The following is a 25,450-nucleotide window of genomic DNA, read 5'->3' on the forward strand; positions in this document are numbered from 1 at the left end:
CACCGTGCACGCGGGCGCGAAGGGTGACTTCCAGGTTGACCGTCGGAATCGCCCGGCCCTATCTCCGCGTTCCTCCCGCCTTCGGCTGGAGGCACGGAGGCGTGGACCGAATGGCGAGCGGAAACACCCCTTGGGTCGGGGTCATCATGGGCGGCAAGAGTGACCTCGAGTACCTGCAGCCGGGCATCGACGTGCTGAAGGAGCTGGGCATCCCCCACGAGGTGCGGGTGGTCTCCGCGCATCGCACGCCGGACTGGATGATGGAGTACGCGTCCACGGCCGAGTCGCGGGGCCTGTCGCTCATCATCGCCGCCGCCGGTGGCGCCGCCCACCTGCCGGGCATGGTGTCCGCGAAGACGCTGCTGCCCGTCATCGGCGTGCCCATGCCCACCACGCTGCTCAACGGCATCGACGCGCTGCTCTCCATCGTCCAGATGCCCAAGGGCGTGCCCGTGGGGACGCAGGCCATTGGCAAGCCGGGCGCGGCCAACGCCGCCCTGCACGCCGCGGCCATCCTCGCGCTGAAGTACCCGGAGGTGCGCGAGCGGCTGGCCGCCTGGCGCAAGGCGCGCACCGACGAAGTCATGGCCCACCGGGAGCTGTCATGAGCCCTCGCGTGGTGCTCCCCGGCGGGACGATTGGCATCCTCGGCGGGGGGCAGCTCGGGCGGATGATGGCGCTGGCCGCGCGCACGCTCGGCTTCCAGGTGCAGGCGTTGGACCCGGACGCGACGTGCCCCGCGCGCTCCGTCGTCGACCGCTGCCTCACCGCTTCCTTCGCGGACATCGCGGCCGCCGAGGAGCTGGCGAAAGGCTGCGACACCGTGACGCTCGAAATCGAGAAGGTGCCGCTGGCCACGCTGGAGGCAGTGGCCCGCCACACGCCCATGCGTCCGGGCGCGTCCGTGCTGCACGTCATCCAGCACCGAGGCCGACAGAAGGGCTGGCTCGCGAAGGGAGGCTTTCCCGTGGGGCCGTGGCGTGAGGCGCACTCGGCCGACGAGCTGGCCCAGGCCATCCAGGCGCTGGGCGGTCGGTGCTTCGTGAAGTCGAGCGAGGGCGGCTACGACGGGCGCGGTCAGGTGGAAGTCAAGACGCCCGCCGAGGCTCCCGCCGCATGGCGCGAGCTGGGTGAGCGCTCCGTCGTGGTGGAGGCCGCGCTGGACCTCCAGTCGGAGCTGTCCGTGCTGGTGGCGCGCAGTCCGAAGGGCGAGCTGGCGGTGTACCCGCCCGCGTTCAACCACCACGAGGAGCGCATCCTCGCGTGGTCGCTGTTGCCCGGCCCGCTGCCGGCCGGCGTCGCCGAACGAGCCACGGAGCTGGCCCGCGACATCACCGAGGCGCTCCAGGTGGAGGGCCTGCTGGTGCTGGAGCTGTTCCTGCTGCGCGACGGCACCGTGCTGGTGAACGAGCTGGCGCCGCGTCCGCACAACAGCTTCCACTCGACGGAGGTGGCCTGCCTCACCTCGCAGTTCGAGCAGGCGGTGCGCGCGGCGTGCAACCTGCCCCTGGGTTCGGTGGAGGTGGTGCGTCCGGCGGCCATCGTCAACCTGCTCGGGGACTTGTGGCTGCGCGAAGGCGGCCCCCGGTTCGAGGACGCGCTGGCGCTGCCCGGCGTGCGGCTGCACCTGTATGGCAAGCGCGACGCGCGCAAGGGCCGGAAGATGGGGCACCTGTCCGCGGTGGGCACCACGCCCGAGGATGCGCTCGCGAGGGTGAAGGCGGCGGCCGCGGTGCTCGGAGTCTGAGGCCATGAAGACGAACGCCGCGCGGCTGCTCGACTCATTGGGCGTGAAGTACTCGCTGCGCGACTACGAGGTGGACCCGGAGGACCTCTCCGCGGAGTCGGTGGCCACCAAGGTGGGCATGCCACCGGAGCAGGTCTTCAAGACGCTCGTCGCGCGGGGCGACCGCACCGGCGTGCTGATGGCGGTGGTGCCCGGCAACGCGGAGCTGGACCTCAAGGCGCTGGCCCGGCTGAGCGGAGATCGCAAGGTGGACACGGTGCCGCTGAAGGAACTCCAGCCACTCACCGGCTATGTGCGCGGCGGCTGCACGGCCATCGGTGGGAAGAAGGACTATCCCGTCTACGTCGATGAAACGCTGGAGCTGTTCGACGAGGTGGCCGTGTCCGCGGGCGTGCGCGGCACGCAGCTGGTGCTGGCGCCGGCTGACTACCTGCGGGTGACGAAGGCGAAGGTCGGCCCCATCTCCCGCGACAAGGCCTGAGCGGCCTTCACACCATCGACCCCTGCTCCGGCATGAAGAGCACCTTGCCGGACGTCATGTCCGCCGAGGCGATGCGCACCGCATCCCCCGCCGACTCCAGCGGCAGCCGCGCGCGCACCGGCGTCTCCAGCTCACGGCCCACCAGGGACGGCACGCCCATCAGCGCCTTGAGCTGCTCGCGGCCGAAGCCCCGGCGCGCCCACTCCGAGAGCGCGAAGCCGTCCACCGTCTTGCGCCCGAAGATGACGTCGCCCGGGTCGAAGCGGCACTCCTGCTCCGACAGCGCGCCATACACCGTCACGCGACCGCCCTCGGGCAAGGCGCCCAACAGCTGGCCCGTCAGCCGCCCCGCCACCGCGTCGAAGGCGAGTGACACCTTGAGTTGGTGACACATGAGGCGCAGCCGCTCCTGGAACTCCGGCTCGTCGCTGCTCAGCACGTGCTCCGCGCCCAGGCCGCGCAACAGCTCCACCTGCTCCGCGCGCCGCACCACGTGCACCATGGGCACGCCTCGCCGCCGCGCCAGCGCGCCCAGCATCCGCCCCACGCTGCTCGCCGCGCCCGTCTGCGCCAGGGCCACGTGCGCGCCCTCGCGCGCGCGCTCCATCAGCACCCACGCGGTGAAGGGGTTCACGAAGAGGCTGGCGCCCTGCTCGAAGGTGATGTGCGCGCGCAGGGGGATGCACTGCTGCAACGGCACCGCCGCGTACTCCGCCCACAGGCCATCTCCGCCCACGGGCGCGACACACGCGACGCGACGCCCCACGAGCAACTGCCCCGCCAGGCCCCCCGAGGCCACCACCGTGCCACTGCCCTCGAAGCCCGGCACCGTGGGCAGCGCGTTGCGCACCCCGTACTGGCCCCGCACGAACTGGAGGTCCGCCGGGTTGATCGGCGACGCCGCCATGCGCACCAGCACCTGCTTCGCGGAAGGTCGGGGAACGGCGCGGCGCTCCACCTGGAGGGATTCCGGCCGCCCGTCATAGGCCTTGAGGACCAGCGCGCGCATCACCATGGGGACAGGGGGGGCTTTCATCCGGCAGACCTTTTAATTCGCCCGTACGTGAAAGGGGGAGTCCCTTGGGCCTCCTCCAGGTCCGGAGTGTCGATGAACGCCACCATTTTGCAGTTGCACCACCGCGAAGCCTTTGAGCGCACCGTGACGCGCGCCCTCGCCGCGGGGGCCGGCGCGGGCCTGTTGCAGCTCGTCACCGCTCGCATCGGACTGCCCTTGCCACTGGCCTGGCTCGTGCCCGCCACCGTGGTGCTGGCGTGTGCGCAGGGAGACCGCTGGGACCGCATCCTCCTGGGGGGACTGGGTGTGGTGCTGACGGCGGTGCCGTATGCGCTGGGAATGGCGCCCGCCTGGACGGTGGCGTGCAGCGCGGCGGCGGCGGGCTCTCTGCTGGTGCGCGCGCGGCTGAGCGAGAAGGGCGTGGAGGGACAGGTGGCGGAGGCGCGCCCCACCCTCGTGCACCTGGGACTCGGCGCGCTGCTGAGCGCGGGGCTCACGCTGGGCGGCGTGGAGATTGCCCGCGTGTTCTCCGCGCGGCTGGCGGACCTGGCCACGCCCGCGCTGCTCGCGGCGGGAGCAACGGGCGCCATCCTGGGACTCTTCGTGGGGCTGAGTTCGGTGGCCGCGCACCTGGCCCTCACCGCGGACCCCGTGGAGGCCCGCGCCGAGGAGCTGATTCCCCGACTGGCCGGTGACTTCCGGACGCAGTGTGAGCGCGCGCTCGCGCTGTATCGCCAGTGCGGTCAGTCGCTCGCGTTGTTGCCGCGAGAGCCCGCGCGAGAGGAGCTGGCCCGCACGCTGGCGCGCATCACTCGCGACGCGGTGGAGCTGGCCTCCGAGTGGGCCGGCGTGGAAGCGCAGCTCGAGGAGCGCGCCCAGGCGGAGCTGCAGGCCGAGCGCGCGGAGCTGGAACGCAGCGCCAAGGCCAGCACGGATGCGGTGGCGCGTCGACAGTTGGAGTCCGCGGCCGCGTCGCTGGCGGAAGAGGTCGAGCGGCTGGGAGAACTCAAGCTGCGACGCGAGCGAATCCTCGCGAGGCTGCGCGCGGAAGTCGCCCTGCTGGAGCGCGCGCGCGTGGCACTGCTGTCGCTGCGCAGTGGACAGGCCCAGCTCAAGGCCGCGGAGCTGTCATCGCTCGCGCGTCGGTTCCGCGCGCTGTCCTCCGTGCAGTGGGAAGAAGGTCAGAGCCTGGACGCGGTGGCCACCCAGGCGACGCTGGCCCAGGTCCCCGAGCCCGTCCGGACGGAGTCGCCCTCGGCTGTCAACCCGGTCCAACCCGTCGAGGAGGGGCCCTCTGAAGCAGGCGCGGATTCTCGAATTCGCGTCCCATGAGCAGGATTCCCCGGATGTCAGGGCCAATCGAGCCGGGGGGAGGCCGTCGGCTCGTACGCTGAGTAAGAGTTGTGACGGTAGTGCGCAGGCATGAACTGTAGACGTGGGTACCGTCAGGTAACATTTGCCCCGTCATGACCCACCCCCTCGTCCGACAGCCCGGTCCGATTCCTCTCTGGTTGTGGAACGGCTCCGAGCCCGGGGTGACTTCCGCCTTCCAGCCCATCGTCGACTTGCGAGATGGCGAGGTCATCGGACACGAGGTGCTGTCGCGCGGACAGGGAACGCTCGAGTCACCGCACGAGCTGTTCACGCACGCGAGGATGTCGGGCTACACGTGGGAGCTGGAGCGCGCGTGCTGGACGTCCGCGCTGCGCCGCATCTCCACGTTGCCGGAGGACCAGCGGCGCGCGCCCTTCTTCTTCAACGTGAGTCCGGACGTGTTGAGCGACCCGCGCTTCGGGGATGGCTCCACGCTGGCGCTCCTGGAGCGCCACGGGCTGGGGCCTCGACATCTGGTGCTGGAGCTCACCGAGAAGGCGGTCATCGAGGATGGCGCGCTGCTGCAGCGCCTGACGCGTGAGTGCTCGGAGCAGGGCTTCGGGCTCGCGCTGGATGACTTCGGCGCGGGACACTCCGGACTGGTGACGCTGGTGCACTGCGTGCCGCGCTTCATCAAGCTGGACCAGGCCCTGGTGCGGGACATCCACCTGCACGACTACCGGCAGCACCTGGTGAAGTCGCTGGTGGCGTTCTCCTCCAGCGTGGACGCCATCCTCATCGCCGAGGGCGTGGAGACGTGGGAGGAGATGACGGTGCTGCTGCGGCTGGGCATCCGTCACGCGCAGGGATATCTGCTCGCCCGTCCCGCGCCGATTCCCGGACGTCCCACGGAGGCCTTCGAGACGCGACGTCGCGTGGCCATGCGCGCGCTGCTCCTGCGCGAGCGCGCGGATGACAGCACGGTGGGAGGTCTCGTCATTCGCCGGGCCACGGCCGATGCGACGGCGACGTCAGAGGCGGTGACGAACCTCTTCCGCGATGCGCCGCAGGTGGACCACGTGGTGGTGCTGGACGGCGCGCGGCCCCAGACGCTGGTGACACGGCGGAGCCTCGCGGCGGGCGGCGGGCGGCAAGAGCTTCCGCTGGTGGTCGAGGACCAGATGGCGGTGACGGCGCTCGTCGGACTGGCGATGGCGCGCGCGCCGGAGGCCGTCTACGACCCCGTGGTGGTGACGGATGCACAGGGCGAGTTCCTGGGCACCGTCACGATGAAGCAGTTGCTGCTGCGCGCCACCGAGCTCGTGGAGCGCCACACGGCGAAGTAGGCCCGGCTCACTCCCACGCGAGGTGCAGGCGACCGTCCTCGAAGATGAGGCCCGCGTCTTCCAGTCCCGTGGAGCCGTTCTCCACCTGGGGCAGCACGTTCCTCGGAGGCGCCAGCAGCGTGTCGCGGCCCTTCGTGAAGCCCTGCTCGCGCACCAGCACCATGTACGCGCGGCCCAGGGCCACGGCCCGCTCGCGCGACGGCGTCAGCAGCCACGCCAGGTCCTTGTCCCCTCCTCGCGCGGCCCGGCGCACGGACGTCTCATCCACCGTGCCTTTCGGAAAGAAGCGCGTGAGCAACTCCTCGTTCGCGCGGAACTCGTCGCCGCCCTTCACTCGCTCGAAGTACGTGAGCACTTCCGGCTTCGCGTGGCCCGCCTGTGGCACGTCGGGGATGCCGCGCAGGTCTTGATGCCGCCACCCTTCCCTGCCCGGCACCTTGCGCGGGAATCCGAAGGTCTGGTCCACCGTCACGCCCAGGTTGGTGTGACAGCCCATGCAGAACGCGTGCTCCTCCAACGTCTGCACCCGCAGGCGGCCCTTCGCGTCCTCGATGAAGCCCTGGAGGCGCCAGCCGAACTCGTTGATGAGCCCCAGCTCGGGCGTGCCCGGAAACGCGGGCAGCCGGTTGCGCAGCTTCTTCTCCTGCTCCGCCGCATAGAAGGCCATCACCTGGTCTCCCGCGTACTCCTCGTCCTTGCGCGAGTAGCGGACCTCCTTCATGCGCGCCGACAACAACGTGGGCGCATCCGGGTCCACGTACCGCACGGTGTGGAGGAACTCGACGCCGCGCGGATAGAAGTCCCGGCGCACGGCGATTTTCGCGGCGCCTCCCGCGTAGGTCTTCGGCAGGCCGCGCACCTCCTCGACACCGGAGGTCAACACGCCGTCCCCATTCACATCCACGCCCCCCGAGCGCTCGTCCACCGGCTCCACCCGTCGCCGCGCCGCCACCACCTCCAGCAGCCCTGGGTCCACCGTCATCGCCGCTTCGAGGATGGCGAGGTTGAGCCGGTACACGTCTCGCGAGAGCCTTCCGTCGGCGTCGCGCCGGAACACCTCCGGGAGCCGGATGAAGACGTCGTCCGTGTTTCCATTCGTCGGCCAGAACGTGCCGAGAAACGGCTTGTAGCGGATGGCTCGCCAGCCGCTTCCGTCGAGCGCGAAGCCCTCCGCGTCGAAGCCTCGCGAGAGGTTCAGGTCCGGCACCCAGCCCTTGAAGCCACCGGGACGCTGGAGCAACGACTCGCGCAGTGACGCGTAGTTGTCCTCGCGGATGTACTTCAGCACCTCGTCGTCGGAGATGTCCGCGAGCGCGGCGGTACGGTCGACGAAGAGGTTGCTCCACTGGTTCAGCAGGCCCACGTCGCTGAAGGCGTACTCGGCCTGCAGCGACTCGTCGTCCATGACGTTGAAGCCGACGCCCCCGGTGTGGCACGTCCAACAGGGGTTCGAGACACCTCCCGTCTTCGTGTAACACATGGACGGAATGGGGGCCTCACGGTTGGCCACGGTGCTCCCGCTCGCCAGGGCTTGCGCGAGCGGGTCGAAGGGAGGCTCGGGGATGCGCGTGGAACCACGCTGCCTCCACACCCCCGCGGAGGCGAGCAGGCTTCCCAGCGCGAGGCACAGGACGAGGACGCCTCTGGCGCCTCCCTTCGACATGATGGGCATGGGTGTCGTTCTCCTGAACGGGCGCGCGACTACGGCCAGACGCTGTAGCTGTCCTCGCCCGGATGCTGGACGCTGACGAACAGGGTCTTCATGTCCGCGCTGAACGCGGGGCCGGTGGCCTCCGCGTCGCTCGGCATGGACAGCACGCGGAAGGCCTTGCGGAAGTACGCGCTGTCCCGATGCGCCGGGCTCTGGTTCAGGTAGTAGATGCCGTCGGCCACCTTGTTGACGCCGAAGTTGCCGTCGGTGCCGAACCACACCCCGCCGTCACGGTCGATGGCGAGGTTGTCCGGCTTGGCCGCGGAGAACTCCGGCGTGGCGCTCGTCGCCGCCGTCTCGCCCTTCCACACGCGGAAGAAGGTGAACGTCCGCGAGCCGCCCGGTGCCGCCGGGTTGGCCTCGCGCATGCCGAAGATGGAGCCCACCCGGTCCGTCGCCCGGTTGTCCGTGGCGCCGCGCGCCTTCGTCACCCAGGCCCCATCAGGCCCTCGCGTGGCGGTGGCGACACGGCCCTGCTGGTCCAGCGCCGTCGGGTCGCCGTGCTCGGTGAAGGCCACGTACAGCAGCGGCGTGCCGCCGGGGTCCTTCGGGTTCCACTCGAGGTCCTCGGGACGGTTGAGTTCCATGACGCCGACCTTGTTCGCCGCCGTCCACAGCAGCTTGCGCACCTGGTCGTCGTCCGTGAAGCCGCCGATGGCGTTGTAGCTGACGTCGCGCAGCGCGGTGCCCACCGTCATCGTCGGCTGCCCGAGCGCCTCGCCGTTCGGCGCGAGGTCCGCGCTGTCCAGGCTCAGCGCCACCCAGCGCCCCTGTCCAGGCGCCTGCTCGGTGGGGATGACGCCGCCCACCAGCGTGTCCCCGGTGCCGTTGTCCAGGCCGGCGAAGTGCGCGGCGTAGAGCGTGCCCTGGTCGAGCAGCGCGCGAATCTCCGCCTTCGTCATGCCCGCCGTGTACGGACGGCTGGAGACGAACTTGAAGATGCGCCCGCCTCGGCGGTCATCGCCGCCGTAGATGACGATGGGCTGGTCGACGAGCAGTTTCCAGTTCGCGTCGACGACGAAGGCCGCGTTCTCCCAGTGGGCTCGGCCCATGACACCGAGCTTGCGGTGGCCCGCGCCGGGCTTCGACGCGTCCTTGCCGTACCAGAGGTCCGCCGGCTGGCCCGGGTCGATTTCGGTGAGGAAGCCGTAGCCGTCCTTCCGGTGCGACGAGCGCGAGTCGGAGCTGATCATGTCGCCCGACGTGGGGGACGAGAAGTCGGGCGCGAGCGGAGCCCCCGTCACCATGCCCGGCGCGTTGGGAATCCAGTCGTTCTTCCCGGTCCACAGTCCGCCTTCCGGATCGCCGTAGACGCCCTGCACGTTCTCCTCGCCCGTGAAGATGGTGCCCCACGGCGTCTGTCCGCCGGAGCAGTTGGAGTGCGTGCCGGCGACCACGCCCGCGGCCAGGTCGGCGCCGGAGTCGTCACGGTCCACGCCGGACAGCGTCATGCCGACGACTTTCGCCAGCGTCGTGCTGGAGGCGTCGTAGCGCAGGTTGCCCGCGTTGCGGTCCACGGCCCACTCGCCGGTGGCCGGGTCCTGCACCACGCGAATCCAGGTGCCGCCCACCTGCTTCTTCCATTCCTTGTTGTAGGCGATGAGCGCGTCGTCCTGCCACGTGGTGCCATCCGTCACCGAGTTGGACAGAGTCCCGCTGTTGCGCAGGAAGCGCGCGAAGTCCAGGTGCTGGCCGATGGGCGCGGTGCCGACGCGGGGCTTCGTGCCGGAGATGTACTCGTGGTTGATCCACATCCATCCCGCCGAGCCGCTCCCCTTGAACTGGGGCGCGTTGCCCTGGGCGGACCAGCCGTCACCGAAGAACGCGATGTAGTCGACGTTGGCGCCGAAACGAGCGCCCGTCTTGCTGAAGGTGATGGGGTCCATCCACTTGATCACCGTGGAGGAGAACAGGCCCGGCACCGTGCGCACCGAGTCGGTCGACGCGGGAGGCAAGGGGAAGACGAGCGGCGTCGGCAGCGAGCCTGCGACGAACTGGTCCACGCGAGCCTTCACGTACTCCGCGAGGTTCGTCGCGCCGGTGCCCAGGTCTCCACGGAACGTGAGTGCGATGACGGAAGACAGTGGGGTGCCGGCCTCCACACCGGGGGCGCGCGTCACAGCACCGGGGCCAGGCTGTCCCTGGGAACCGGGGCCCGCGGGGCCGGGCCCACCGTTCTCGCCGGGGTCGCCATCGTCACCAGGGGTGCCGGGCTGTCCATCCGAGCCGTCCTGACCATTCGAGCCAGCGGGACCGGCGGGGCCCGTGTCACCTTCGCAAGCGGTGATGGACAGGGTGCTACCCAGAAGCATCGCGCCGGTCGCGAGCCGCAGCAGTCGAGAAGACATGAAGCACTTCCTCCAGGGGTTTCGCGCCCGACACGAGCGTGTCCGGGCGCGAGCGCATCCTGAGGAGGCCATGTGGCAGCGGCTTGTTCAGTGCGTCACTTCTTCATCACGTCACGCGCGCGCAACGTCACGCACGGGCAACGAGCACCGAAGTCACGGGGCGATGCTGATGGTCGACACGCCCTCGAACTCCACCTGCGCGCCCTTGCGCACGCCCTTCTTCTCCGCCCAGCCCGCGGGCACCTCCAGCACGTACTGACTGGGCGCCCCCACCGAACGCGAGTCGAGCGTCTTCGGCACCGCGCGCGACACCACCCCCGCGATGTGCAGGTCCGAGGTGATGAAGATGATGTCCAGGGAGATGAGCGTGTTGCGCATCCAGAAGCCCTGCATCTCCTGCGACGGGAAGAGGAACAACATGCCCTTCCCCTCCGCCAGGTCCGTGCGCCACATCAACCCGCGCTGACGCGAATCCGGCGTGGCGGCGACCTCCACCTCCACCCGATGCACCCCGCCAAAGGCGTCCTTGAGCCGCACGTGCGCACGCGGCAACGGCGGGCTCACATAGTCCTTCGAGGTGACGTCGGTGACAGGCGATCGCACGGGGGCCGGAGGCGTGGAAGGCTGTTGGCCCTGCGCTTCCTGCTGGCAGGCGCCCAGCAGCAGCGGAAGGAGCAGGGGCGCGAGCCAACGAGGCGTCTTCATGGATGCTGGGGATGCAGCGGCTTGTTGAGCAACTTCTCGGTGAGCTCCGGCCCGAGACTGTCGGACATCAGCCGCTCCACCACCGTCTCGAACTCCACCCGCTGCGAATCACTGCTGTAGATGAAGCGGATGCCCATGCCCGGCTCGTCGCCGTCCGCCTTGGACCACACCACCTCGCCCAACAACTCGAAGGGCGCCTCCCGGTGCGGCACCGTCAGCTTGAAGAGGAAGCGCGTGCCGATGGGCAGCGGCTTCTTCGTCTTGATGAACGTGCCACCCTTGCTGATGTTCTTCGTGTAGTCCGCGAAGAACGAGTTGAGCTTCTTGTAGTCGACCTTCAGCTCGATGGGCGCGCGCCCGTGCTGGCGGTGCTCGGGACCTGTCTTCTGTTCGGACATGCGGCTGGGGAGTATAGGTGAGGCCATGGAGCAAGTCCTCACCCGTGCCCGCGCTCTGTCGCGCCGCCCGGCCGTCCTGGCCCCCCTGCTCCTGCTGGCGGGCGGCGGCTCGGCCCTCGTCCTCCTCCCCCTCTTCGGGGTCCCCGGCTTCGAATTGAGCCTCGCCCTGGCCATCGCCGTGGGCCTGCTCGGCGGGGGTCCAGGCGTCGCCGCCGCCTTCCAGGAGCGCCGCATCATTCTGGGCCAGGAACCCAGGCCCCCGGCCGCCGCCGTCCCCCAGAGCCCCGGCGCCGCGGTGGGTCGAGCCCTGGGCGCCGCCCTCGTCCTCAACGTCGGCGCGCTCATCCCCCCCTTCCTCGCCTCCACCGTCTTCGCCTGGCTGCGCACCTCGTGCGACCCCTTCGAGCTGGTGGGTTTCTATCCCATGCTCACCCTCCCCTCGGCCGTGCTGGCCTCGGCGTCGGGAGTCCTCTGCGGCTTCAAGGCCCGGCGGCCCTCCCGGGGGGCGGCACTGCACGTGCTGCTCGTCCTGCTGTCGCTCGTCCCCACCGTGTGGCCCATCGTCGCCGGTCCCCAGGTCTTCGCCTTCAACCACTTCCTGGGACACCTGCCCGGCCCCCTCTACGACGAGGCCCTGGTGATGACGCCCGCGCTGGGCTGGTTCCGCCTGGAGACCCTGCTGTGGGCCTGGGTCCTGGCGGGGCTCGCCGCCGCGATGCTGGACCTCGGCGCCGGCACCCTGCGCCGCGCGAGCGTGCGCCCCTGGAGCCTGGTGGCGCTCGCGCTCCCCATGTCCGCCATCCTCTTCCTGGAGGTGAAGGGCCCCCAGCTGCGCACGCGGATGACGGACGCATACCTCGCGGACACCCTGGGCGGCGTGCGCGACACGGAGCACTTCCGCCTCCACTACCCCCGGGGCAAGTCGCGCGAGGACGTGGACCGCCTCGCCCGTGACATGGAGTTCCGGTGGATGCAGGTGCAGCGCTTCCTCGGAGTGGCCCCCACCGAGCGCATCCGCGTGTGGCTCTATCGCAACGAAGAGGAGAAGCAGCGCCTGGTGGGCGCCGGCCGCACCCAGTACGCCAAGCCCTGGCGGTACGAGCTGCACATCCAGGACAAGCCCTTCCCCCACTCCACCCTGCACCACGAATTGGCGCACGTCATGGCCGCCCCCGCCGGCAGCGGCCCGTTCCGAGTCACCACGCGCCTGGGACTCTGGCCCCTCATGGGCGTCATCGAAGGGTTCGCCGTCGCCGCCGACGGCCCCGCCCAGGGCGACCTCACCCTGCACCAGTGGGCCGCGGGCATGCGCCGCCAGAAGCTGGCCCCGGACATGCGCAAGTTGATGGGGCCGCAGGGCTTCTACCAATCCGCTCCCGCTCGCGCGTACACCGTGGCCGGCTCCTTCCTGCTCTACCTCGCGGAGACCTACGGCGCGGACAAGCTGCGCGCGCTCTACGCCCACGCGGACTTCGACGACGCCTACGGCCGGCCGCTGGACGAGCTGGTCTCCGAGTGGGAACGCCACGTGGACGCCCTGCCCCTCGACGACACGGCCATCGCCCGCGCCTTCGCGCGCTTTCGCGCCGGCAGCCTGTTCAGCCGCGCCTGCGCCCGCGAAGTCGCCCGACTCACCGAGTCCGCGCGCGCCTCGCTGGTGGGAGACCCCGCGGATGCGCTGGAGCGCTACACCCGCGCCGCCTCGCTCCAGCCAGAAGAGCCCTCGTTCCGCCTGGGCGAAGCCGCCGCGCTGTCCGCGCTGGAGCGCTACGACGAGGCCACCACCGTGCTCTCCACGCTCGCCCATCAGGTCAAGGCCCAGGCCGTCACCGCGGCCGAGGTCGCCATGGCCCGCGCGGACGTGGAGGCCCGACGCCAGCAGCCCGAGCAGGCGCGCCGCTACCTGGACGAGGTCCTCTCCCTGGACGCCACGCCCGAGCTGACGCGCACCGCCCAGGTGAAGCTCGCGGCGCTGGACTCCACCGCGCGACGCGAGGCCATCGACGCGTACTTCCAGTCGACGCGCGAGGAGCTGCGCCTGCTGATGCTGACGCGCGCCCTCCAGGCCGTGCCCCAGGACGCGTACCTCAACTACCTTTTGGGCCGCCGACTCCAGCAGGTGGGCTCGCCCGTCCTCGCCGGCGAATACCTCCAACGTGCGCTGGCGGACGGTTCGCTGCCGGAGGCCCTCCGCCGGGAGGCCCTGCGCGTGAAGGTGGAGGCCGCCTACCTCGCCGGGGACTGCGGCGCGGTGCGCCACGAGGTCGGGGTCCTTCCAGACTTCGGAACGGCCTTCAAGGCCACCGCCCAGGAGTGGCGGGAGCGGTGTGATTTCGAGGAGAAGACCTTCCAGGGGCCCCTGGTGCCACGACAGGCTTTCCGCTAGCCGCGCTTTCCGCTAGGCAGGCAGCCCACACAGCGGCGACGAGCCAGCCCATCAGGAGGGAAGCGATGCGGTTCGAGACGAGGCAGCGAATCCAGGGGACGGTGGACGAGGTGGAGCGCGCGCTCCTCGACGAGCGGTACTTCGAGTTCCTCCTCAAGTACCACGGCGTCTTGCTGGAGCTGGCGCCGATTGAAGTGAAGACCGAGGGAGACCTGGTGAAGCGCAAGGTGCGCTACCGCCCCAAGCCGGTCATCGAGAGCATCGGCCCCAAGCGCGTGCCTCCCGAGTGGTTCGCCTTCATCGAGACGTCCACCTACGACAAGCGCCGCAAGGAGCTCACGTTCACCAACACGCCCACGTCGGGCACCATCTCCAAGATGCTGGTGAACACCGGCACCATGCGCTTCCGTGACCTGGGCGCCGGGCAGACGGAGCGGTCGATGGACGGCGAAATCTCCCTCAAGCTGCCCTTCCTGATGAAGCCGCTGGCGCTCATCGGCGAGAAAATCATCCAGGGCGAGGGCCTCAAGATTCTCGACAACGAGATTCCGGTGCTCAATCGGTTCATCTCCGAGGTCATCCGCAAGGGCTGAGGCACGCGGAGTGCAGGTGGGGCCGGGGGAATGGGTTGACTTCTCATCCATTGTCTTCGTAAGGCCCCGCCATGCTCATCCGCTTCCTCGCTCTCTGCGCCCTGACCCTCCTGGCCGCCTGCGCTCCGAAGCGCATCCCCGGCACCGAAATCGACGACACCTCCGACACGCGGGCCATTTTGTCAGTGATGGAGCAGTACCGGTCTGCCATTGAGGCACGCGACGCGAAGGGCATCCAGGCCCTGGTGTCCAAGGACTTCCGCGAGGATGGCGGCACGCCGGGGGACCCCGAGGATGACCTGAACACGGCCAACCTCGTGCCTTACCTGGAGACGCTCTTCCCGCAGCTCCAGTCGCCCAAGGTGGAGCTCGACGTGCGCCGGGTGCAGGCGGGCAAGGACATGGCCACCGCCATCTATTACTGGAAGGTGAGCTGGCGCATGCCCAGCCTCACCCCCCGCCCCCAGAAAGAGGCGGAGTTGGAGCAGATGGTGTTCCGGCTGGAGGATGGCCGCTGGAAGATCCTCTCCGGCATCTGAAGCCGCGTCGACTCCGGGGCGCGTCATGGCGCCCCGGTGGCTCACAAGCCCAGGAGCGTCGCGTAGCCCGAAGGCCCCATGGCCGACAGCGCGCGCGCCCGGGCGAGATAGGTGCGGTAGTCCTTGCGCACCAGCTTTTCCGCCGGCAGCGGGGACAGGTGGTAGTCGCGGATGCGGCTGGCCGTGAAGCGCACCGCCCCGAAGAGCGCGTGGCCGAAGAGGTTGGCCCGCTCCACGGCAGACAGCGGCCGGATGTCCTGGTAGCCGCGCACCAGCGCCTCGCACAGCTCCGGCAGATACCCGCCGCCATCGAAACACCAGGCGTTCAGGGTGATGACCAGATCCAACCCGTACGCCTCGCGGCAGGCCATCTCGAAGTCGAAGAAGGCGCCCACGCTGCCGCCCAGCCACTTCACGTTGTCGGTGAAGAGGTCCGCGTGGATGACGCCGAGCGGCTCCAGGCCCAGGCGTTGTGACTCGGCCGTGTCGAGCAGGCGCTCCAGTTCCCCGGCGATGGTGGCCAGCGTCGCATCCGGGTGACGCGACAGCTCCGCCAGCCACCCGCGCACGACGTCCGGTGAGTACGGGTTGGTGCGCGAGCCGCTGAAGGACTGCGTGTCGCGGTGCAGCTTGCCCAGCTCCGTGCCCAGCCGCTCCAGGTGCTCGGAGGTGAGGTTCGGATGGCGCAGCTCCTCGCCCGGCAGCCAGCGGAAGACGCTGACGCGCCCGCCCTCGAGTTCGACGAACGTCGCTCCGTCGCGCGTGGTGAGCTGCACGGGCGAGGGGAAATGGTGCGCGGCCAGGTGGGCGAGCAGCGCGGACTCGAAGCGCAGGTCATCCGACGAGCGCACCGTCGTGTGGCGAACGAAGTAGCGGCCGGTGTCCGTCTCCAGCCGGTGGTTGGTGTTGATGGAGCCCTGGGGAATGGGCGTCACGCTCCGCACACTCCCCAGTCCGAAAATGTCGGCGACGCGAGTGAAGACCTCGGGGGACAGCGCCGTGTGAACCGCCATTGCTCACTCCTCCCATGCTCGGGGCCCGCTCCATTGACACCTGGGAGGGGCGTACCTAATAGCATCCAACTCCAGCGCGGGGAGACAGGTCCATGGGCACCGAGGTTCAGGGCGACTGGAAGCGGCGCGAGAGCTGGAAGAGCGCGCTGGTGCAGGTGGCCGTGGTGGCCGTGGTGCTCGCGGGCGCCGTCACCTACTTCGTCCACCGGGGCGCGGTGCGAAAGGAGACAGAGGAGCGCATGCGCGCGGCCCGCTCGGCGGCCCTCCGGGGCAACCCCGCGGACCTGACCCGCGCCATGGCGGAGCTGGAGACGCTCTTCCAGGTGGACGCCGAGGCCCGCGACGGCCAGGCCCTGGCCGCCGACATCCAGACAGTGCTGTGGCTGGAGCACCACCAGCCCGGCGCCGATGCCAAGGCGCGCGAGTACCTGTCCCGCGCCGAAGCACTCGACTCCCGCTCCGGCGAGCGCTACAGCGCGCGCGCCCTGCACCTGCTCGCGGAGGGCAAGACGGCCGAGGCGGAGAAGTACCTCGCGGACCTCCAGGCCCAGGGCGCCAACAGCCCGCGACTCACGCTGGCCCTGGCCCTGACGCTCCAGGCGAAGGGAGACCTGCCCGGCGCGCGTCAGGCGTTCGCCCGCGCCGCCGAGGGGGCCTACCGGGACACGCGCTTCACCACCGCGTACGCGGAGGCCCTGCTCGACGAAGGCCAGCACGCCCAGGCGGTGGAGGTCTTCGAGAAGACCACCAGCGTCAACCCGGACCACCTCATGGCGCGGCTGGGCGCGGGGCTCGCGTATGCGTACCAGGGCAAGAAGCTGGAGGAGGCGCAGCGCGCGCTCGCCACGGCCTCCGAGAAAGACGCCGAGCTGACACCCTCGCTGCGCTCCCGCATGGGGGCCCTGAAGGCGGAGCTGGCGCTGACGCGGGGCGCGACGGACGAGGCGCTCCAGGAAGCGGACGCCGCGCTGAAGACGGTGCCGGATGACGTCTACGCCCTCTTCGCCCGGGCCCGGGCCCTGTCGGCGCGGAAGGGCCCGGAGGCGCGCGCCGCCTTCGAGGCCGCGGTGGCGAAGCGGCGCACCGCGCCCCTGCTCTACCTGGATGGCGCGCGCAGCCTCCAGGCGTCCGGCGACAACACCGGAGCGCTGGCGCTGCTGGACGCGTACGAGGGCACCTTCGGCGCCGTCCAGGTGGCCACCGCCGACGGCAAGAAGGTCAGCCTCCTGGAGCAGGACGGCCGCTACTGGCTGGCGCGGGGCGGGCTGCTGGAGGCCGCGGGCCAACAGGACGACGCGCTCACCGCCTACGACAAGGCCATCGCCGCGAAGGGCGTCGGGCTGGCGCGAGCCCAGTACGCCAAGGGCGCGCTGCTGGTGCTCCGCAAGGACTACGAGGGTGCGAAGGCCCTGCTGGCCACCGTGGCTCCGGACACGGGCGCGGGCACGTTGCCGGAGGCGTACACCGCCATGGGCGACCTGCTCTTCGCGCAGAGCGCGTACGCGGCGGGCTGCCAGCACTACTACTTTGGCCTCGTGCGGGCCCGCTCACAGGGGACGTCGCGCGACGAGCTGGCCGCGCGCATCGACTCCGTGAAGAAGGGCCTGGAGTCCGCGGGCCAGGGCCCCATGGCCAAGGCGTGGATGAACGAGACGGGCGCCCTGCTCCAGTGAGGCCGAGCGCCCGCGCGTCTACAGCAACTCCGAGGCCTCCAGCGGACGGTACTTGGCGCGGATGATGCGCCACTCACCGTCGGTCTCCTTCTCGAACGTCCCCTCGATGAGGTAGGCGTTGAGCACGCTGTCCGCCGCCAGGTCCTTCAGGTTCTCCGCCTGGGAGCGACCGAAGATGAAGCGGGCCTGGAAGTCGCCCTGCGTGGGGGAGACTTCGTGCACCTCCAGGTTCGTCGTGAAGATGCGGACCCACTGGCCGCGCAGCACCTGGCCCGTCAGCACGCCCCGGACCTGCCGGTTGTCCCAGCCGCCGTCCGTCTTGAAGCGCTCGGACACGCCCTCCATCACCCCGGAGATGTCCTTCTGCTCCGCGGCGCGCGTCATGGTGATGACCTGCCGGGTGATGGCCTCCGGGACACCTGGCTCCCGACGCGGCCAGAAGTAGAGCACCGCACCGGCCGCCATGAGGGCCAGCGCCACCCCCACCACCTTCGAGCGCGACAACATCACCATTCGCTCCTCACGCCGCCTCGGGCTCGAGCACCAGCTCGTCCGCGTCGATGATTTCCAGGGGCCGCAGCGCCTCGCCAATCTGCTTCAGGCGACGGTCCGACAGCTGCTCCAGGTACGTGCGGATGTGCGGGAAGACTCGCACCAGTTCGTGGAACGCGTTGCGCTCCAGGAAGGCCGCCGCCGTCTTGCGCGTGGCCGCCACGGTGGCCGACGCACGCAGGCCCGTCAGCAGGGAGATTTCCCCCGCCACGTCGCCCTCGCGCAGCACGCCCAGCGTCACGGTGCCGCCCGCCGGGTCCTCCTTCTGCACCACCAGCTCTCCGGCCAGCACCAGGAACAGCCCTGGCGAGTGCTCACCCTCCACCAGCACCTTCTCGTGCCCCTGGAGCGCGCGGAAGGCGAAGCGCTGCAGCATGGCTCCGCGCTCCGACTCCGGCAGCGTCTGGAACATGGGCGAAGTCGCCATCAGGTTTCGCGCCATGCGCTGCTGCGCGAAGTCCGCCAGCACCTGCGGCACGGCCGGGTGATTCTTGGCCACGGCGTTGAGGTGCTCGCGGCGAATCTCGAAGACCTCCGTGTCCGACACCGCGGACACCGTCGCGGTGGGAGGCGCGCCCGTCAACAGGGCAATCTCGCCGAAGATGGAGCCACCGCCGAGGAAGCCCAGTGTCTTCGCCTCGCCGTCCATCTGCCGCGTCACCTCCGCCTTGCCCGCGACGAGCACGTAGAGGTGGTCGGCCGGCTCGCCCTCTCGGCTCACGACTTCCTCCGGCCTCACCCGACGCCACGCCATGCGGCCCACCAGGTCGATGAAGGCCTCCCGGTCCAGCTCCGCGAACAGCGGCAGCGGAGGCCGGCTGTTGGGGTCCGCGGAGCCACCCGGGTCCGGCGCGGCCAGTACTTCAATGGCGCGGTTGGAGAGTTCCTCGCCCACCAGGCCCATCAGGTCCGTCTCCACCTTGCCGTCGTACAGCGTCTCCGGAGGCAGCGGCGGGGGCACCGCGGCTCGGCCCGGCGCGCTGCGCACCGCGCGCGAGTGGACGCGGATGAGCGTGTCCTTCAGGCGTCGCTCGTTGGGGGCCAGCTCCAGGGCCAGCTTGCACGCGGCCATGGCGGACAGCAGGTAGTCGCGGCGCAGGAGTCCCTCAGCGCACGCGTGGTACGACGTGACGGCGCGTTCGCGCTCGCCCAGCTCCGCCAGACACCGGGCCGCCATCATCCGCGAGCGGTGGTCCGCGGGGACGCGACGTACGGCCTCCGCGAACACGGCGAGGGCGCGCTCGAACTGGCGCTCCTCGATGAGGTCCATTCCGAGTTCACGCAGCGACGACTCGCTCATCCCATGTCTCCACGAACCTTCGTTGTTGCAGCAGCGCCGCTCACGGCTGGAGCTCGCTCAGGTACATCTCCGCCTTGCGCTTCGTATCCGAGCCCTCGGGCGCTGTCTCGATGACAATCTTGAACTTCACCGCCGCGGACTGGGGGTCCCTGTCGCGCTCGATATAGGCGCGCATGTAGAGCTCCTCCACCTTCTTCTGCAGGTCGTCCAGGCCGTCACGCGCCCGGCGGTCTCCCGGGTTGAGGCGCAGGGCCTCGCGGAAGTTGAGCCCCGCCGCCGCCAGGTCCCCCTTCTTCAGCGCCGCCTGTCCCGCCGCCAGGGCCGCCGACGCCAGCTGCTCGTCCAGCGTGTTGCCCAGCGAGCCCTGGAAGCCAATCTGCCGGTACAGCTCCGCCGCCCGGCGCAGCGGCTTCGACGCCGACTCCAGCGCGTTGGACGCCAGCTTCTTCTGCGCGTCGTCCAGCGAGCGCTGGAACTGGGGAATGAGCGTCTTCAACTGGCGCGCCCGCTCCTTCACGTCCTTCTCCGCCTTGTACTTCTCCGTGACGCGGTCACACTCGAGCACCGCGCGCTGGTAGTCGCCGCCGTTGAAGCGCCGCTCCACGTCGGTGAAGGCCTCCTCGAGGAAGAGCTTGCGCTCCTCCTTGGCGTTCAGCGCGGCGCGCTCGCGGTTGGCGCGGTCCCTTCGCGCACCGTCCGCGGACTCCTTCGCCAGCTCCGCCTCCAGGTCCTGGAGCTTCTGCGCATAGGCCGGCTTGTTCAGGTCCGGCACGCGGTCCAGCAGCGGACGCGCCGCCTCCGGGTCCCGGGCCGCGAGCGCGTCTTCCATCTGCTGGATGCGGAACGCGGCGTCCTTCTCCTCCAGCTCCGTCTCCAGCTTGCGCCGGATGTCGTCCATCTTGGCCGTGCCCTGCGGCGTGGCCGCGAGCTTCGTGCGCGCCTCCTCGAACTGCTGGGCGACCATCAGCGCGCGCACGGACTCGAAGGACTGCACCACCTCCAGCTGCTTGCTCGCAGCCTTGCCCAGGCCCTCCTCGTCGACGCCCGGCCGCAGCTTCTCCGCCTCTTCCACGAGCCGCACCGCGGTGGCGTAGTCGTCCGCGCGCACCGCCTCGCGCGCCTTCTGCATCAGCAGCTTCGAGCGCTCGATGTTGGGGTCCACCGGCGGCGGAGGCGGCGGCCCGGAGGGGATGAACAACAGGCCCAGCATCAGCAGCACCACCACACCGCCACCCACGGCGATGAGCAGCTTCGTCTTCGAGTTCGGCCCTCCGCCCGTGACGGCGCTCCTGGGGGGCGGACGGGGACGGGGGATGGCGATGGCGCCCTTGCCCTTGTTCTGCGCCTTGTCCTGGAACCCGTCCGGCACCCGGTAGTTGGCGTTGGTCATCTCGTTCAGCCGGGGATCATTCGGATCCACGTCCGAACCACGAGCGGCGCCCGCGGCCTTCCGGGCCTCGTCCTTCTCCTTGGCGGCCTCCTCGCGCTCGCGCTTCTCCTCGGCCTCGCGAGCCTCCGCCTGCGCGCGCATCTCCTTGATCTGCTCCGCCTCGTCCACGAAGCGAAGGCGCGTCTTGCCCATGGCGATTTCATCGCCGTGCTTGAGCAGGCACTCGTCCACGCGCTGATCATTCACCTGGGTGCCGGAGATGCTGCCCAGGTCTCGCATCGCCACGCCGGTCTGGCCGTAGACGAGCTCCAGGTGCCGGCGCGACACCGACTGGTCGTCCAACACGAAGTCGCAGTCCTTGCCGCGCCCCACCACCATCCGCACGCCCTGGAAGCGCTTCTTGCGCCCCCGGTCCGGTCCGGCCAGCACCAGCATCTGCACGGGCGGACCCGCGCGCGTGGACTCGGAGTTGTCGTCGTCGTCGTCGCGGCGCACCGCGTCCTCGCGCGACTCCGGCACGGCGCCCACGCGCGTCTCATCCGTGCGGGAGCGGGGGGGTTGCGCGTCACCGTACAGCTCCGGGTTCGCGGGGCCGTCGGGATAGCCTTCTTCCCCGGAGAGGGGTGCGGCGAAATCCTCGTCGGCGGGTGACGCCTCGCGCGGAGGGCGAGCCCGGGCTGACGGCTTCGCCGATGGAGAGTCCGCCCCCGCGTCACCGCCGGAACGGCCGGCGCCAGCGCGAGGAGAGGATGGAGGACGAGCAGGCATGGGGTGGGGTCCAGGTTCCGAAACGTCGGCCATCTTAAAGCGCCGGCCCCCACGGTGGGAATGCGACAGGCCAGCCCGCGGGGAAAGAAGGGCGGCCATTGTCCGTTGCTCCCGGAGATTTCCCCTCCTATGTAGGTTTCCACACCCCCCACCGCTTCACCGAGGGAGTTCCTGAATGCCCCAAGCGTCCGCGCCGACCCGACGCGCCCCTTCTTCCCAGCTCGCCCCCCTGGCGGCCCGGCGGCCCTCGCCCGTTCCCCTGCTGCCCCAGCCGCTGCTCGAGCGACTGCTGGCGGTGGCCATGGAGCGCGGGGGTGACTTCGCGGAGGTCTACGTGGAGCGCACCCACAGCACCAGCGTGGTGCTGGAGGAGTCGCGCATCAAAAGCGCCCAGACGGGCCTGGTCCAGGGCGTGGGGGTGCGGGTCATCTCCGGAGGAAAGGTGGGGTACGCCTTCTCCGACGACTGGGACGAGCCCGCGCTGCTGCGGGCGGCCTCCACAGCGGCGATGATTGCCCAGGGCCAGGGCTCCGAGCGCGCCTTCCCCGTCTCCCGCGTCGCGGTGCCCAGCCACTACCGGGTCCCCATCCCGCTGTCGGACGTGGAGGTGTCGCTCAAGGCGTCCCTGCTGACGCGCGCGGACCAGGCGGCTCGCGCGTTCGACTCGCGGGTGACGCAGGTCAATGGCGCCTACGCGGACCAGACGCGGCGCCTCGCGGTGGCCAACACGGAGGGGCGCTACACCGAGGACACCCAGGACTTGTGCCGCATCTCCGTGCAGGTGGTGGTGCAGGGCAAGAAGAACGAGCGGCGCACGGGCATGTACGGCGGGGGCGGCCGGGTGCCGTTCACCCACTGGGCCACCTTCCCCCCGGAGGAGGTGGCCCGTGAGGCGGCGCGACAGGCGGTGGCCACGCTGGGCGCGGTGGACTGCGCCGCGGGCCCGCAGACGGTGGTGCTGGCGCCCGGCTGGAGCGGCATCCTCCTGCATGAGGCGGTGGGCCACGGCCTGGAGGCGGACTTCATCCGCAAGGGCACGTCGCTGTTCGCCGGCAAGCTGGGAGAGAAGGTGGCCTCCGAGCTGGTCACCGTCATCGACGACGGCACGGTGGCCAGCGGCCGAGGCTCCATCAACATCGACGACGAGGGGACGCCGGGGGAGCGCAAGGTCCTCATCGAGAACGGCGTGCTCAAGGGCTACCTCTACGACAGCCTCAACGCGAAGCTGATGGGGCAGCGCTCCACGGGCAGCGGGCGGCGCGAGTCCTTCCGGCACCTGCCCATCCCCCGCATGACGAACACGTTCCTCGCGCCGGGAAACCACCACCCCGACGACATCCTGAAGGAAGTGAAGCGCGGGCTGTACTGCGCGACCTTCGGTGGCGGGCAGGTGGACATCAGCAACGGCAACTTCGTCTTCGAGGTGAGCGAGGCGTACCAGATTGAAGACGGCAAGCTGGGCCGCCCGGTGAAGAACGCCATCCTCATCGGCGTGGGGCCGGAGGCGCTGAAGAACGTGTCCCGCGTGGGGTGCGACCCGCAGCCGGACCCGGGCATGGGCGTGTGTGGGAAGAACGGGCAGTCGATGCCGGTGGGCGTGGGCCTGCCCACGCTGCGCATCGACAACGTCACCGTGGGCGGAACCCAGGTCGGTTGAGAGAGAGCGCCAGACACCATGGACTACCAGAAGCTCGCGAAGAAAATCGTCCAGCGCGCCACGAAGAAGGGCGCCCACCAGGCCGAAGCCTTCCTGGAGGTGAGCCGCCAGAGCAACGTGCGCGTGCGCGAAGGACAGATTGAAGACCTCACCCAGTCCACGTCCAAGGGCGTGGGCCTGCGCGTCGTCGTGAAGGGCCGGCTCGGATTCGCCTTCACGTCGGACTTCGAGCCCTCGGGGCTGGAGCTCCTCGTGGACCAGGCGCTGAAGCTGGCCGAGGCCGCCGCGCCCAGCAAGCTCAACGGCCTGCCCGGCGCGAAGGAGCTGGGCCGCTACGGAGACACGGGCGATTTGTATGACCCGGCCGTGGCGAACCTGCCCGGCGACTGGAAGGTGAAGGCCGCGCTGGAGATGGAGAAGGCGGGCCGCGCGGAGGACTCGCGCGTCACGACGTTCAACGCGGTGGGCGCCGGGGACTTCGTGTCCGAGGTGTACGTCGCGTCGTCGGAGGGGATGGCCGGAGGCTACTCGGGCACGTACGTGTACCTGTACGCGCTGCCGGTGGCCGCCGCGGACGGCCAGCTCCAGAAGGGCTACTGGCTGGACTACAAGCGCTTCCTCGCGGACCTGGATTCGCCGGAGTCCATCGGCCGCGAGGCGACGCGGCGCGCGGTGCGGATGCTGGGTGCGAAGCGTGTGAAGACGCAGCAGGTGCCCGTGCTCTTCGACCCGCTCGTCACCGCGTCCTTCATGTCCGGCGTGGCCAGGGCGGCCAGCGGCAACGCCGTGCACCAGCAGGCCAGCATGCTGGCGTCGCTCCAGGGCAAGCGGCTCGCGAGCGAGCACGTCACGCTGGTGGACAACGGGCTCCTGTCGCGAGGCCTGGCCACCGCGCCCTTCGACGGCGAGGGCGTGCCCACCCGGCGCACCCCCATCATCGACCGGGGCGTGATGTCGAACTTCCTCTATGACGCCTTCACCGCGCGCAAGGCGAAGGCGCGGCCCACGGGCAACGCCAAGCGCGGCTACAACGCGCTGCCCACCATCGGCACCAGCAACCTGTACCTGGAACCGGGCACCACGCCACCCGAGCAGCTCATCCGCGAGGTGGACCGGGGCTTCTACGTCACGTCGCTGCTCGGCCATGGGGCAAACCCCGTGACGGGAGAGCTGTCCGCGGGTGCCAACGGCCTGTGGATTGAGAATGGCGAGCTGACGCACGCGGTGCAGGAAGTCACGGTGGCCGGCAACGTCCTGAAGATGCTCCAGGACATGGACGGCGTCGGCAACGATTTGCAGTTCCGAGGCGGCACGGTGGGCGCGCCCACTGTCCGCTTCCGGCAGCTCACCCTCTCGGGAGAGTAGCCCTACCTCCCGCGTCCCCCTAGCGTGGGCGACGCGGGAGGCCCCCTCCCCCACGTGTTGGGGGAGGCGAATGTCAGGGCCTCCGGCTACACCTTTCGTCCGCAGCGCAGGAGGGCGCACCCATGGCAGCGAAGTCCGCACGAAAAAAGACGGCCGCCGCCGCGAAGGCGAAGCCGGCCACCACCCCTCGCAAGCCCCGCCGCAAGAAGGCGGACCCCAAGTCCCGGGGCCTGACGCCCGCGGACGTGGCCAGCGACTCGGTGGAGTACCCCATCGACATCCTCGAGGCCGTGCGCACCGACGGCGGAGAGGTGCTCGGCGTCTACCGCGAGCCGTTGGGCGGCCACCCGGTGGTGCTCGCGGTGCTGCCCATCGACAAGGTGGAGCCCACGCCCTACCAGCGGGACTTGTCCGAGCCCCACGTGAAGCGGCTCGCCAGCGCCATGGAGCGGTTGGACCGCTTCCTGGACCCCGTCATCGCCGTGCGCAAGGACGGCAAGTACTGGACGCCCAACGGCAACCACCGCCTGCACGCGAGCAAGCTTCTGGGCGCCAAGTCCATCATCGCGCTGCTGCTCCCCGACGAGGACGTGGCCTACCAAATCCTCGCCCTCAACACGGAGAAGGCCCACAACCTCAAGGAGCGCTCGCTGGAGGTGGTCCGCATGTACCGGGGCCTCGTCGGCGCGGGCCGCGAGGGCAAGGAGACCGCCTTCGCGCACCTGTTCGAGGAGCCTTCCTTCGTCACGCTCGGCGCGGCCTACGAGAAGCGCCCCCGCTTCTCCGCGGGCGCCTACCACCCGTTCGTCAAGGTGGTGGAGGACTTCCTCGACAAGCCGCTCGGGGCCGCGCTCGCCCTGCGCGAGGCCCGGGCGGACCGGCTCCTGGAGCTGGACGACGCCGTGGTGGCCGTCGTCAACGGCCTCAAGGAGCGGGGCCTGCAGAGCCCCTACCTCAAGAACTTCGTCGTCGCGCGCATCAACTTCCTGCGCTTCCGCAAGAACGGCGGCAAGCCCGACTTCGACGAAACGCTGGACCGAATGCTGGCCAGCGCGCTCAAGTTCAACCTGGAGTCCGTCAAGCGCGAGGACATCGGCCGGATGGGCGGTGGCCCTGTCGAGTCGGACGACGAGCACGCGTAGGGAACGG

At 70.3% G+C, this 25,450-nt stretch carries 21 protein-coding genes; 12 read left to right on the plus strand and 9 right to left on the minus strand.

Features of this window, described 5'->3' with window-relative positions:
* The first annotated feature begins 110 nt into the window (after nucleotides 1–110).
* The 3 genes from purE to ybaK are packed head-to-tail and all read left to right on the plus strand — an operon-like array spanning nucleotide 111 to nucleotide 2,228.
* Nucleotides 111–608, plus strand: coding sequence for a 5-(carboxyamino)imidazole ribonucleotide mutase (gene purE, locus HUA74_RS28910; protein WP_141647982.1), 498 nt, complete (start codon nucleotides 111–113; stop codon nucleotides 606–608).
* Complete coding sequence (gene purK, locus HUA74_RS28915; protein WP_141647977.1) at nucleotides 605–1,747, plus strand: 5-(carboxyamino)imidazole ribonucleotide synthase; 1,143 nt, start codon at nucleotides 605–607, stop codon at nucleotides 1,745–1,747. The genes purE and purK overlap by 4 nt, the downstream gene beginning before the upstream one ends.
* A 4-nt stretch (nucleotides 1,748–1,751) precedes the next feature.
* On the plus strand, nucleotides 1,752–2,228 hold the full coding sequence (gene ybaK, locus HUA74_RS28920; RefSeq protein ID WP_174457142.1) for a Cys-tRNA(Pro) deacylase: 477 nt from the start codon (nucleotides 1,752–1,754) through the stop codon (nucleotides 2,226–2,228).
* Between the two features lie 7 nt (nucleotides 2,229–2,235).
* Here the strand turns inward: ybaK and HUA74_RS28925 are convergent, their stop codons facing one another.
* Nucleotides 2,236–3,264 carry a zinc-binding dehydrogenase gene (locus HUA74_RS28925; RefSeq protein WP_174457143.1) on the minus strand — a complete coding sequence of 343 codons (1,029 nt, stop codon included), beginning with the start codon at nucleotides 3,262–3,264 and terminating at the stop codon, nucleotides 2,236–2,238.
* Nucleotides 3,265–3,336: 72 nt separating this feature from the next.
* Between HUA74_RS28925 and HUA74_RS28930 the strand changes: the two genes are divergently transcribed.
* Together HUA74_RS28930 and HUA74_RS28935 are read left to right on the plus strand one after the other, a co-directional pair.
* Nucleotides 3,337–4,575: a hypothetical protein gene (locus HUA74_RS28930; RefSeq protein ID WP_174457144.1), complete on the plus strand. Its 1,239-nt coding sequence runs from the start codon at nucleotides 3,337–3,339 to the stop codon at nucleotides 4,573–4,575.
* 134 nt (nucleotides 4,576–4,709) lie between these two features.
* Nucleotides 4,710–5,903 carry an EAL domain-containing protein gene (locus tag HUA74_RS28935; protein ID WP_174457145.1) on the plus strand — a complete coding sequence of 398 codons (1,194 nt, stop codon included), beginning with the start codon at nucleotides 4,710–4,712 and terminating at the stop codon, nucleotides 5,901–5,903.
* Nucleotides 5,904–5,910: 7 nt separating this feature from the next.
* Here HUA74_RS28935 and HUA74_RS28940 read toward each other — a convergent pair whose 3' ends face one another.
* The 4 genes from HUA74_RS28940 to plpQ all read right to left on the minus strand — a co-directional run bounded on the left by HUA74_RS28940 (nucleotide 5,911) and on the right by plpQ (nucleotide 11,065).
* Nucleotides 5,911–7,575, minus strand: a complete 1,665-nt coding sequence (locus HUA74_RS28940) for a hypothetical protein (RefSeq protein ID WP_174457146.1) — start codon at nucleotides 7,573–7,575, stop codon at nucleotides 5,911–5,913.
* A 29-nt stretch (nucleotides 7,576–7,604) separates the two neighbouring features.
* Nucleotides 7,605–9,962, minus strand: a complete 2,358-nt coding sequence (locus tag HUA74_RS28945) for an alkaline phosphatase PhoX (RefSeq protein ID WP_174457147.1) — start codon at nucleotides 9,960–9,962, stop codon at nucleotides 7,605–7,607.
* 153 nt (nucleotides 9,963–10,115) lie between these two features.
* Complete coding sequence (locus tag HUA74_RS28950; RefSeq protein WP_174457148.1) at nucleotides 10,116–10,667, minus strand: DUF192 domain-containing protein; 552 nt, start codon at nucleotides 10,665–10,667, stop codon at nucleotides 10,116–10,118.
* The gene (gene plpQ / locus HUA74_RS28955; RefSeq protein WP_141647970.1) at nucleotides 10,664–11,065 is read right to left on the minus strand and encodes a motility regulator PlpA; all 402 of its coding nucleotides are present in this window, start codon (nucleotides 11,063–11,065) and stop codon (nucleotides 10,664–10,666) included. The genes HUA74_RS28950 and plpQ overlap by 4 nt, the downstream gene beginning before the upstream one ends.
* A gap of 25 nt (nucleotides 11,066–11,090) precedes the next feature.
* On the opposite strand from plpQ, the gene HUA74_RS28960 reads away from it, so the two are divergent.
* The 3 genes from HUA74_RS28960 (at nucleotide 11,091) to HUA74_RS28970 (ending at nucleotide 14,583) form a co-directional block, all read left to right on the plus strand.
* Nucleotides 11,091–13,451 (plus strand): tetratricopeptide repeat protein, encoded by a 2,361-nt coding sequence (locus HUA74_RS28960; protein ID WP_174457149.1) that lies wholly within the window; start codon nucleotides 11,091–11,093, stop codon nucleotides 13,449–13,451.
* A gap of 65 nt (nucleotides 13,452–13,516) precedes the next feature.
* Entirely contained in the window at nucleotides 13,517–14,044 is a 528-nt protein-coding gene (locus tag HUA74_RS28965; protein WP_141647394.1) for a hypothetical protein, read from the plus strand.
* Between the two features lie 71 nt (nucleotides 14,045–14,115).
* Entirely contained in the window at nucleotides 14,116–14,583 is a 468-nt protein-coding gene (locus HUA74_RS28970; protein WP_174457150.1) for a DUF4440 domain-containing protein, read from the plus strand.
* A 41-nt stretch (nucleotides 14,584–14,624) separates the two neighbouring features.
* Here HUA74_RS28970 and HUA74_RS28975 read toward each other — a convergent pair whose 3' ends face one another.
* Nucleotides 14,625–15,596 carry a homoserine kinase gene (locus HUA74_RS28975; RefSeq protein WP_174457151.1) on the minus strand — a complete coding sequence of 324 codons (972 nt, stop codon included), beginning with the start codon at nucleotides 15,594–15,596 and terminating at the stop codon, nucleotides 14,625–14,627.
* A 92-nt stretch (nucleotides 15,597–15,688) separates the two neighbouring features.
* Between HUA74_RS28975 and HUA74_RS28980 the strand changes: the two genes are divergently transcribed.
* Nucleotides 15,689–17,269: a tetratricopeptide repeat protein gene (locus HUA74_RS28980; RefSeq protein WP_174457152.1), complete on the plus strand. Its 1,581-nt coding sequence runs from the start codon at nucleotides 15,689–15,691 to the stop codon at nucleotides 17,267–17,269.
* Between the two features lie 18 nt (nucleotides 17,270–17,287).
* Here HUA74_RS28980 and HUA74_RS28985 read toward each other — a convergent pair whose 3' ends face one another.
* From HUA74_RS28985 to HUA74_RS28995, 3 genes are read right to left on the minus strand one after another with little or no spacing between them, the layout of a single operon-like run.
* Nucleotides 17,288–17,782 (minus strand): hypothetical protein, encoded by a 495-nt coding sequence (locus tag HUA74_RS28985; RefSeq protein WP_174457153.1) that lies wholly within the window; start codon nucleotides 17,780–17,782, stop codon nucleotides 17,288–17,290.
* Between the two features lie 7 nt (nucleotides 17,783–17,789).
* Entirely contained in the window at nucleotides 17,790–19,121 is a 1,332-nt protein-coding gene (locus tag HUA74_RS28990; RefSeq protein WP_141647399.1) for a cyclic nucleotide-binding domain-containing protein, read from the minus strand.
* Between the two features lie 40 nt (nucleotides 19,122–19,161).
* Nucleotides 19,162–21,279 carry an FHA domain-containing protein gene (locus HUA74_RS28995; RefSeq protein ID WP_174457154.1) on the minus strand — a complete coding sequence of 706 codons (2,118 nt, stop codon included), beginning with the start codon at nucleotides 21,277–21,279 and terminating at the stop codon, nucleotides 19,162–19,164.
* A 175-nt stretch (nucleotides 21,280–21,454) separates the two neighbouring features.
* On the opposite strand from HUA74_RS28995, the gene HUA74_RS29000 reads away from it, so the two are divergent.
* The 3 genes from HUA74_RS29000 to HUA74_RS29010 all read left to right on the plus strand — a co-directional run bounded on the left by HUA74_RS29000 (nucleotide 21,455) and on the right by HUA74_RS29010 (nucleotide 25,443).
* Nucleotides 21,455–22,936, plus strand: coding sequence for a TldD/PmbA family protein (locus HUA74_RS29000; protein ID WP_174457155.1), 1,482 nt, complete (start codon nucleotides 21,455–21,457; stop codon nucleotides 22,934–22,936).
* Nucleotides 22,937–22,954: 18 nt separating this feature from the next.
* Entirely contained in the window at nucleotides 22,955–24,301 is a 1,347-nt protein-coding gene (locus tag HUA74_RS29005) for a TldD/PmbA family protein (RefSeq protein ID WP_174457156.1), read from the plus strand.
* Nucleotides 24,302–24,423: 122 nt separating this feature from the next.
* Nucleotides 24,424–25,443, plus strand: a complete 1,020-nt coding sequence (locus tag HUA74_RS29010; RefSeq protein WP_174457157.1) for a ParB/RepB/Spo0J family partition protein — start codon at nucleotides 24,424–24,426, stop codon at nucleotides 25,441–25,443.
* The last annotated feature ends 7 nt before the right edge of the window (nucleotides 25,444–25,450 follow it).

The organism is Myxococcus sp. CA051A (assembly GCF_013336705.1).
In the GTDB taxonomy this organism is placed as follows: Bacteria; Myxococcota; Myxococcia; order Myxococcales; family Myxococcaceae; genus Myxococcus; species Myxococcus llanfairpwllgwyngyllgogerychwyrndrobwllllantysiliogogogochensis.

What these genes read in the sequence shown, in the direction of transcription:
- HUA74_RS29000 (WP_174457155.1), top strand. Translation starts at nt 21,455, where the DNA reads ATGCCCCAAGCGTCCGCGCCGACCCGACGCGCCCCTTCTTCCCAGCTC.
- HUA74_RS28925 (WP_174457143.1), bottom strand. Translation starts at nt 3,264, where the DNA reads ATGAAAGCCCCCCCTGTCCCCATGGTGATGCGCGCGCTGGTCCTCAAG.
- plpQ (WP_141647970.1), bottom strand. Translation starts at nt 11,065, where the DNA reads ATGTCCGAACAGAAGACAGGTCCCGAGCACCGCCAGCACGGGCGCGCG.
- HUA74_RS28990 (WP_141647399.1), bottom strand. Translation starts at nt 19,121, where the DNA reads ATGAGCGAGTCGTCGCTGCGTGAACTCGGAATGGACCTCATCGAGGAG.
- ybaK (WP_174457142.1), top strand. Translation starts at nt 1,752, where the DNA reads ATGAAGACGAACGCCGCGCGGCTGCTCGACTCATTGGGCGTGAAGTAC.
- HUA74_RS28985 (WP_174457153.1), bottom strand. Translation starts at nt 17,782, where the DNA reads ATGGTGATGTTGTCGCGCTCGAAGGTGGTGGGGGTGGCGCTGGCCCTC.
- HUA74_RS28940 (WP_174457146.1), bottom strand. Translation starts at nt 7,575, where the DNA reads ATGCCCATCATGTCGAAGGGAGGCGCCAGAGGCGTCCTCGTCCTGTGC.
- HUA74_RS28980 (WP_174457152.1), top strand. Translation starts at nt 15,689, where the DNA reads ATGGGCACCGAGGTTCAGGGCGACTGGAAGCGGCGCGAGAGCTGGAAG.
- HUA74_RS28935 (WP_174457145.1), top strand. Translation starts at nt 4,710, where the DNA reads ATGACCCACCCCCTCGTCCGACAGCCCGGTCCGATTCCTCTCTGGTTG.
- HUA74_RS28945 (WP_174457147.1), bottom strand. Translation starts at nt 9,962, where the DNA reads ATGTCTTCTCGACTGCTGCGGCTCGCGACCGGCGCGATGCTTCTGGGT.
- HUA74_RS29005 (WP_174457156.1), top strand. Translation starts at nt 22,955, where the DNA reads ATGGACTACCAGAAGCTCGCGAAGAAAATCGTCCAGCGCGCCACGAAG.
- HUA74_RS28950 (WP_174457148.1), bottom strand. Translation starts at nt 10,667, where the DNA reads ATGAAGACGCCTCGTTGGCTCGCGCCCCTGCTCCTTCCGCTGCTGCTG.
- HUA74_RS28930 (WP_174457144.1), top strand. Translation starts at nt 3,337, where the DNA reads ATGAACGCCACCATTTTGCAGTTGCACCACCGCGAAGCCTTTGAGCGC.
- HUA74_RS28960 (WP_174457149.1), top strand. Translation starts at nt 11,091, where the DNA reads ATGGAGCAAGTCCTCACCCGTGCCCGCGCTCTGTCGCGCCGCCCGGCC.
- HUA74_RS29010 (WP_174457157.1), top strand. Translation starts at nt 24,424, where the DNA reads ATGGCAGCGAAGTCCGCACGAAAAAAGACGGCCGCCGCCGCGAAGGCG.
- purK (WP_141647977.1), top strand. Translation starts at nt 605, where the DNA reads ATGAGCCCTCGCGTGGTGCTCCCCGGCGGGACGATTGGCATCCTCGGC.
- HUA74_RS28970 (WP_174457150.1), top strand. Translation starts at nt 14,116, where the DNA reads ATGCTCATCCGCTTCCTCGCTCTCTGCGCCCTGACCCTCCTGGCCGCC.
- HUA74_RS28975 (WP_174457151.1), bottom strand. Translation starts at nt 15,596, where the DNA reads ATGGCGGTTCACACGGCGCTGTCCCCCGAGGTCTTCACTCGCGTCGCC.
- HUA74_RS28995 (WP_174457154.1), bottom strand. Translation starts at nt 21,279, where the DNA reads ATGCCTGCTCGTCCTCCATCCTCTCCTCGCGCTGGCGCCGGCCGTTCC.
- purE (WP_141647982.1), top strand. Translation starts at nt 111, where the DNA reads ATGGCGAGCGGAAACACCCCTTGGGTCGGGGTCATCATGGGCGGCAAG.
- HUA74_RS28965 (WP_141647394.1), top strand. Translation starts at nt 13,517, where the DNA reads ATGCGGTTCGAGACGAGGCAGCGAATCCAGGGGACGGTGGACGAGGTG.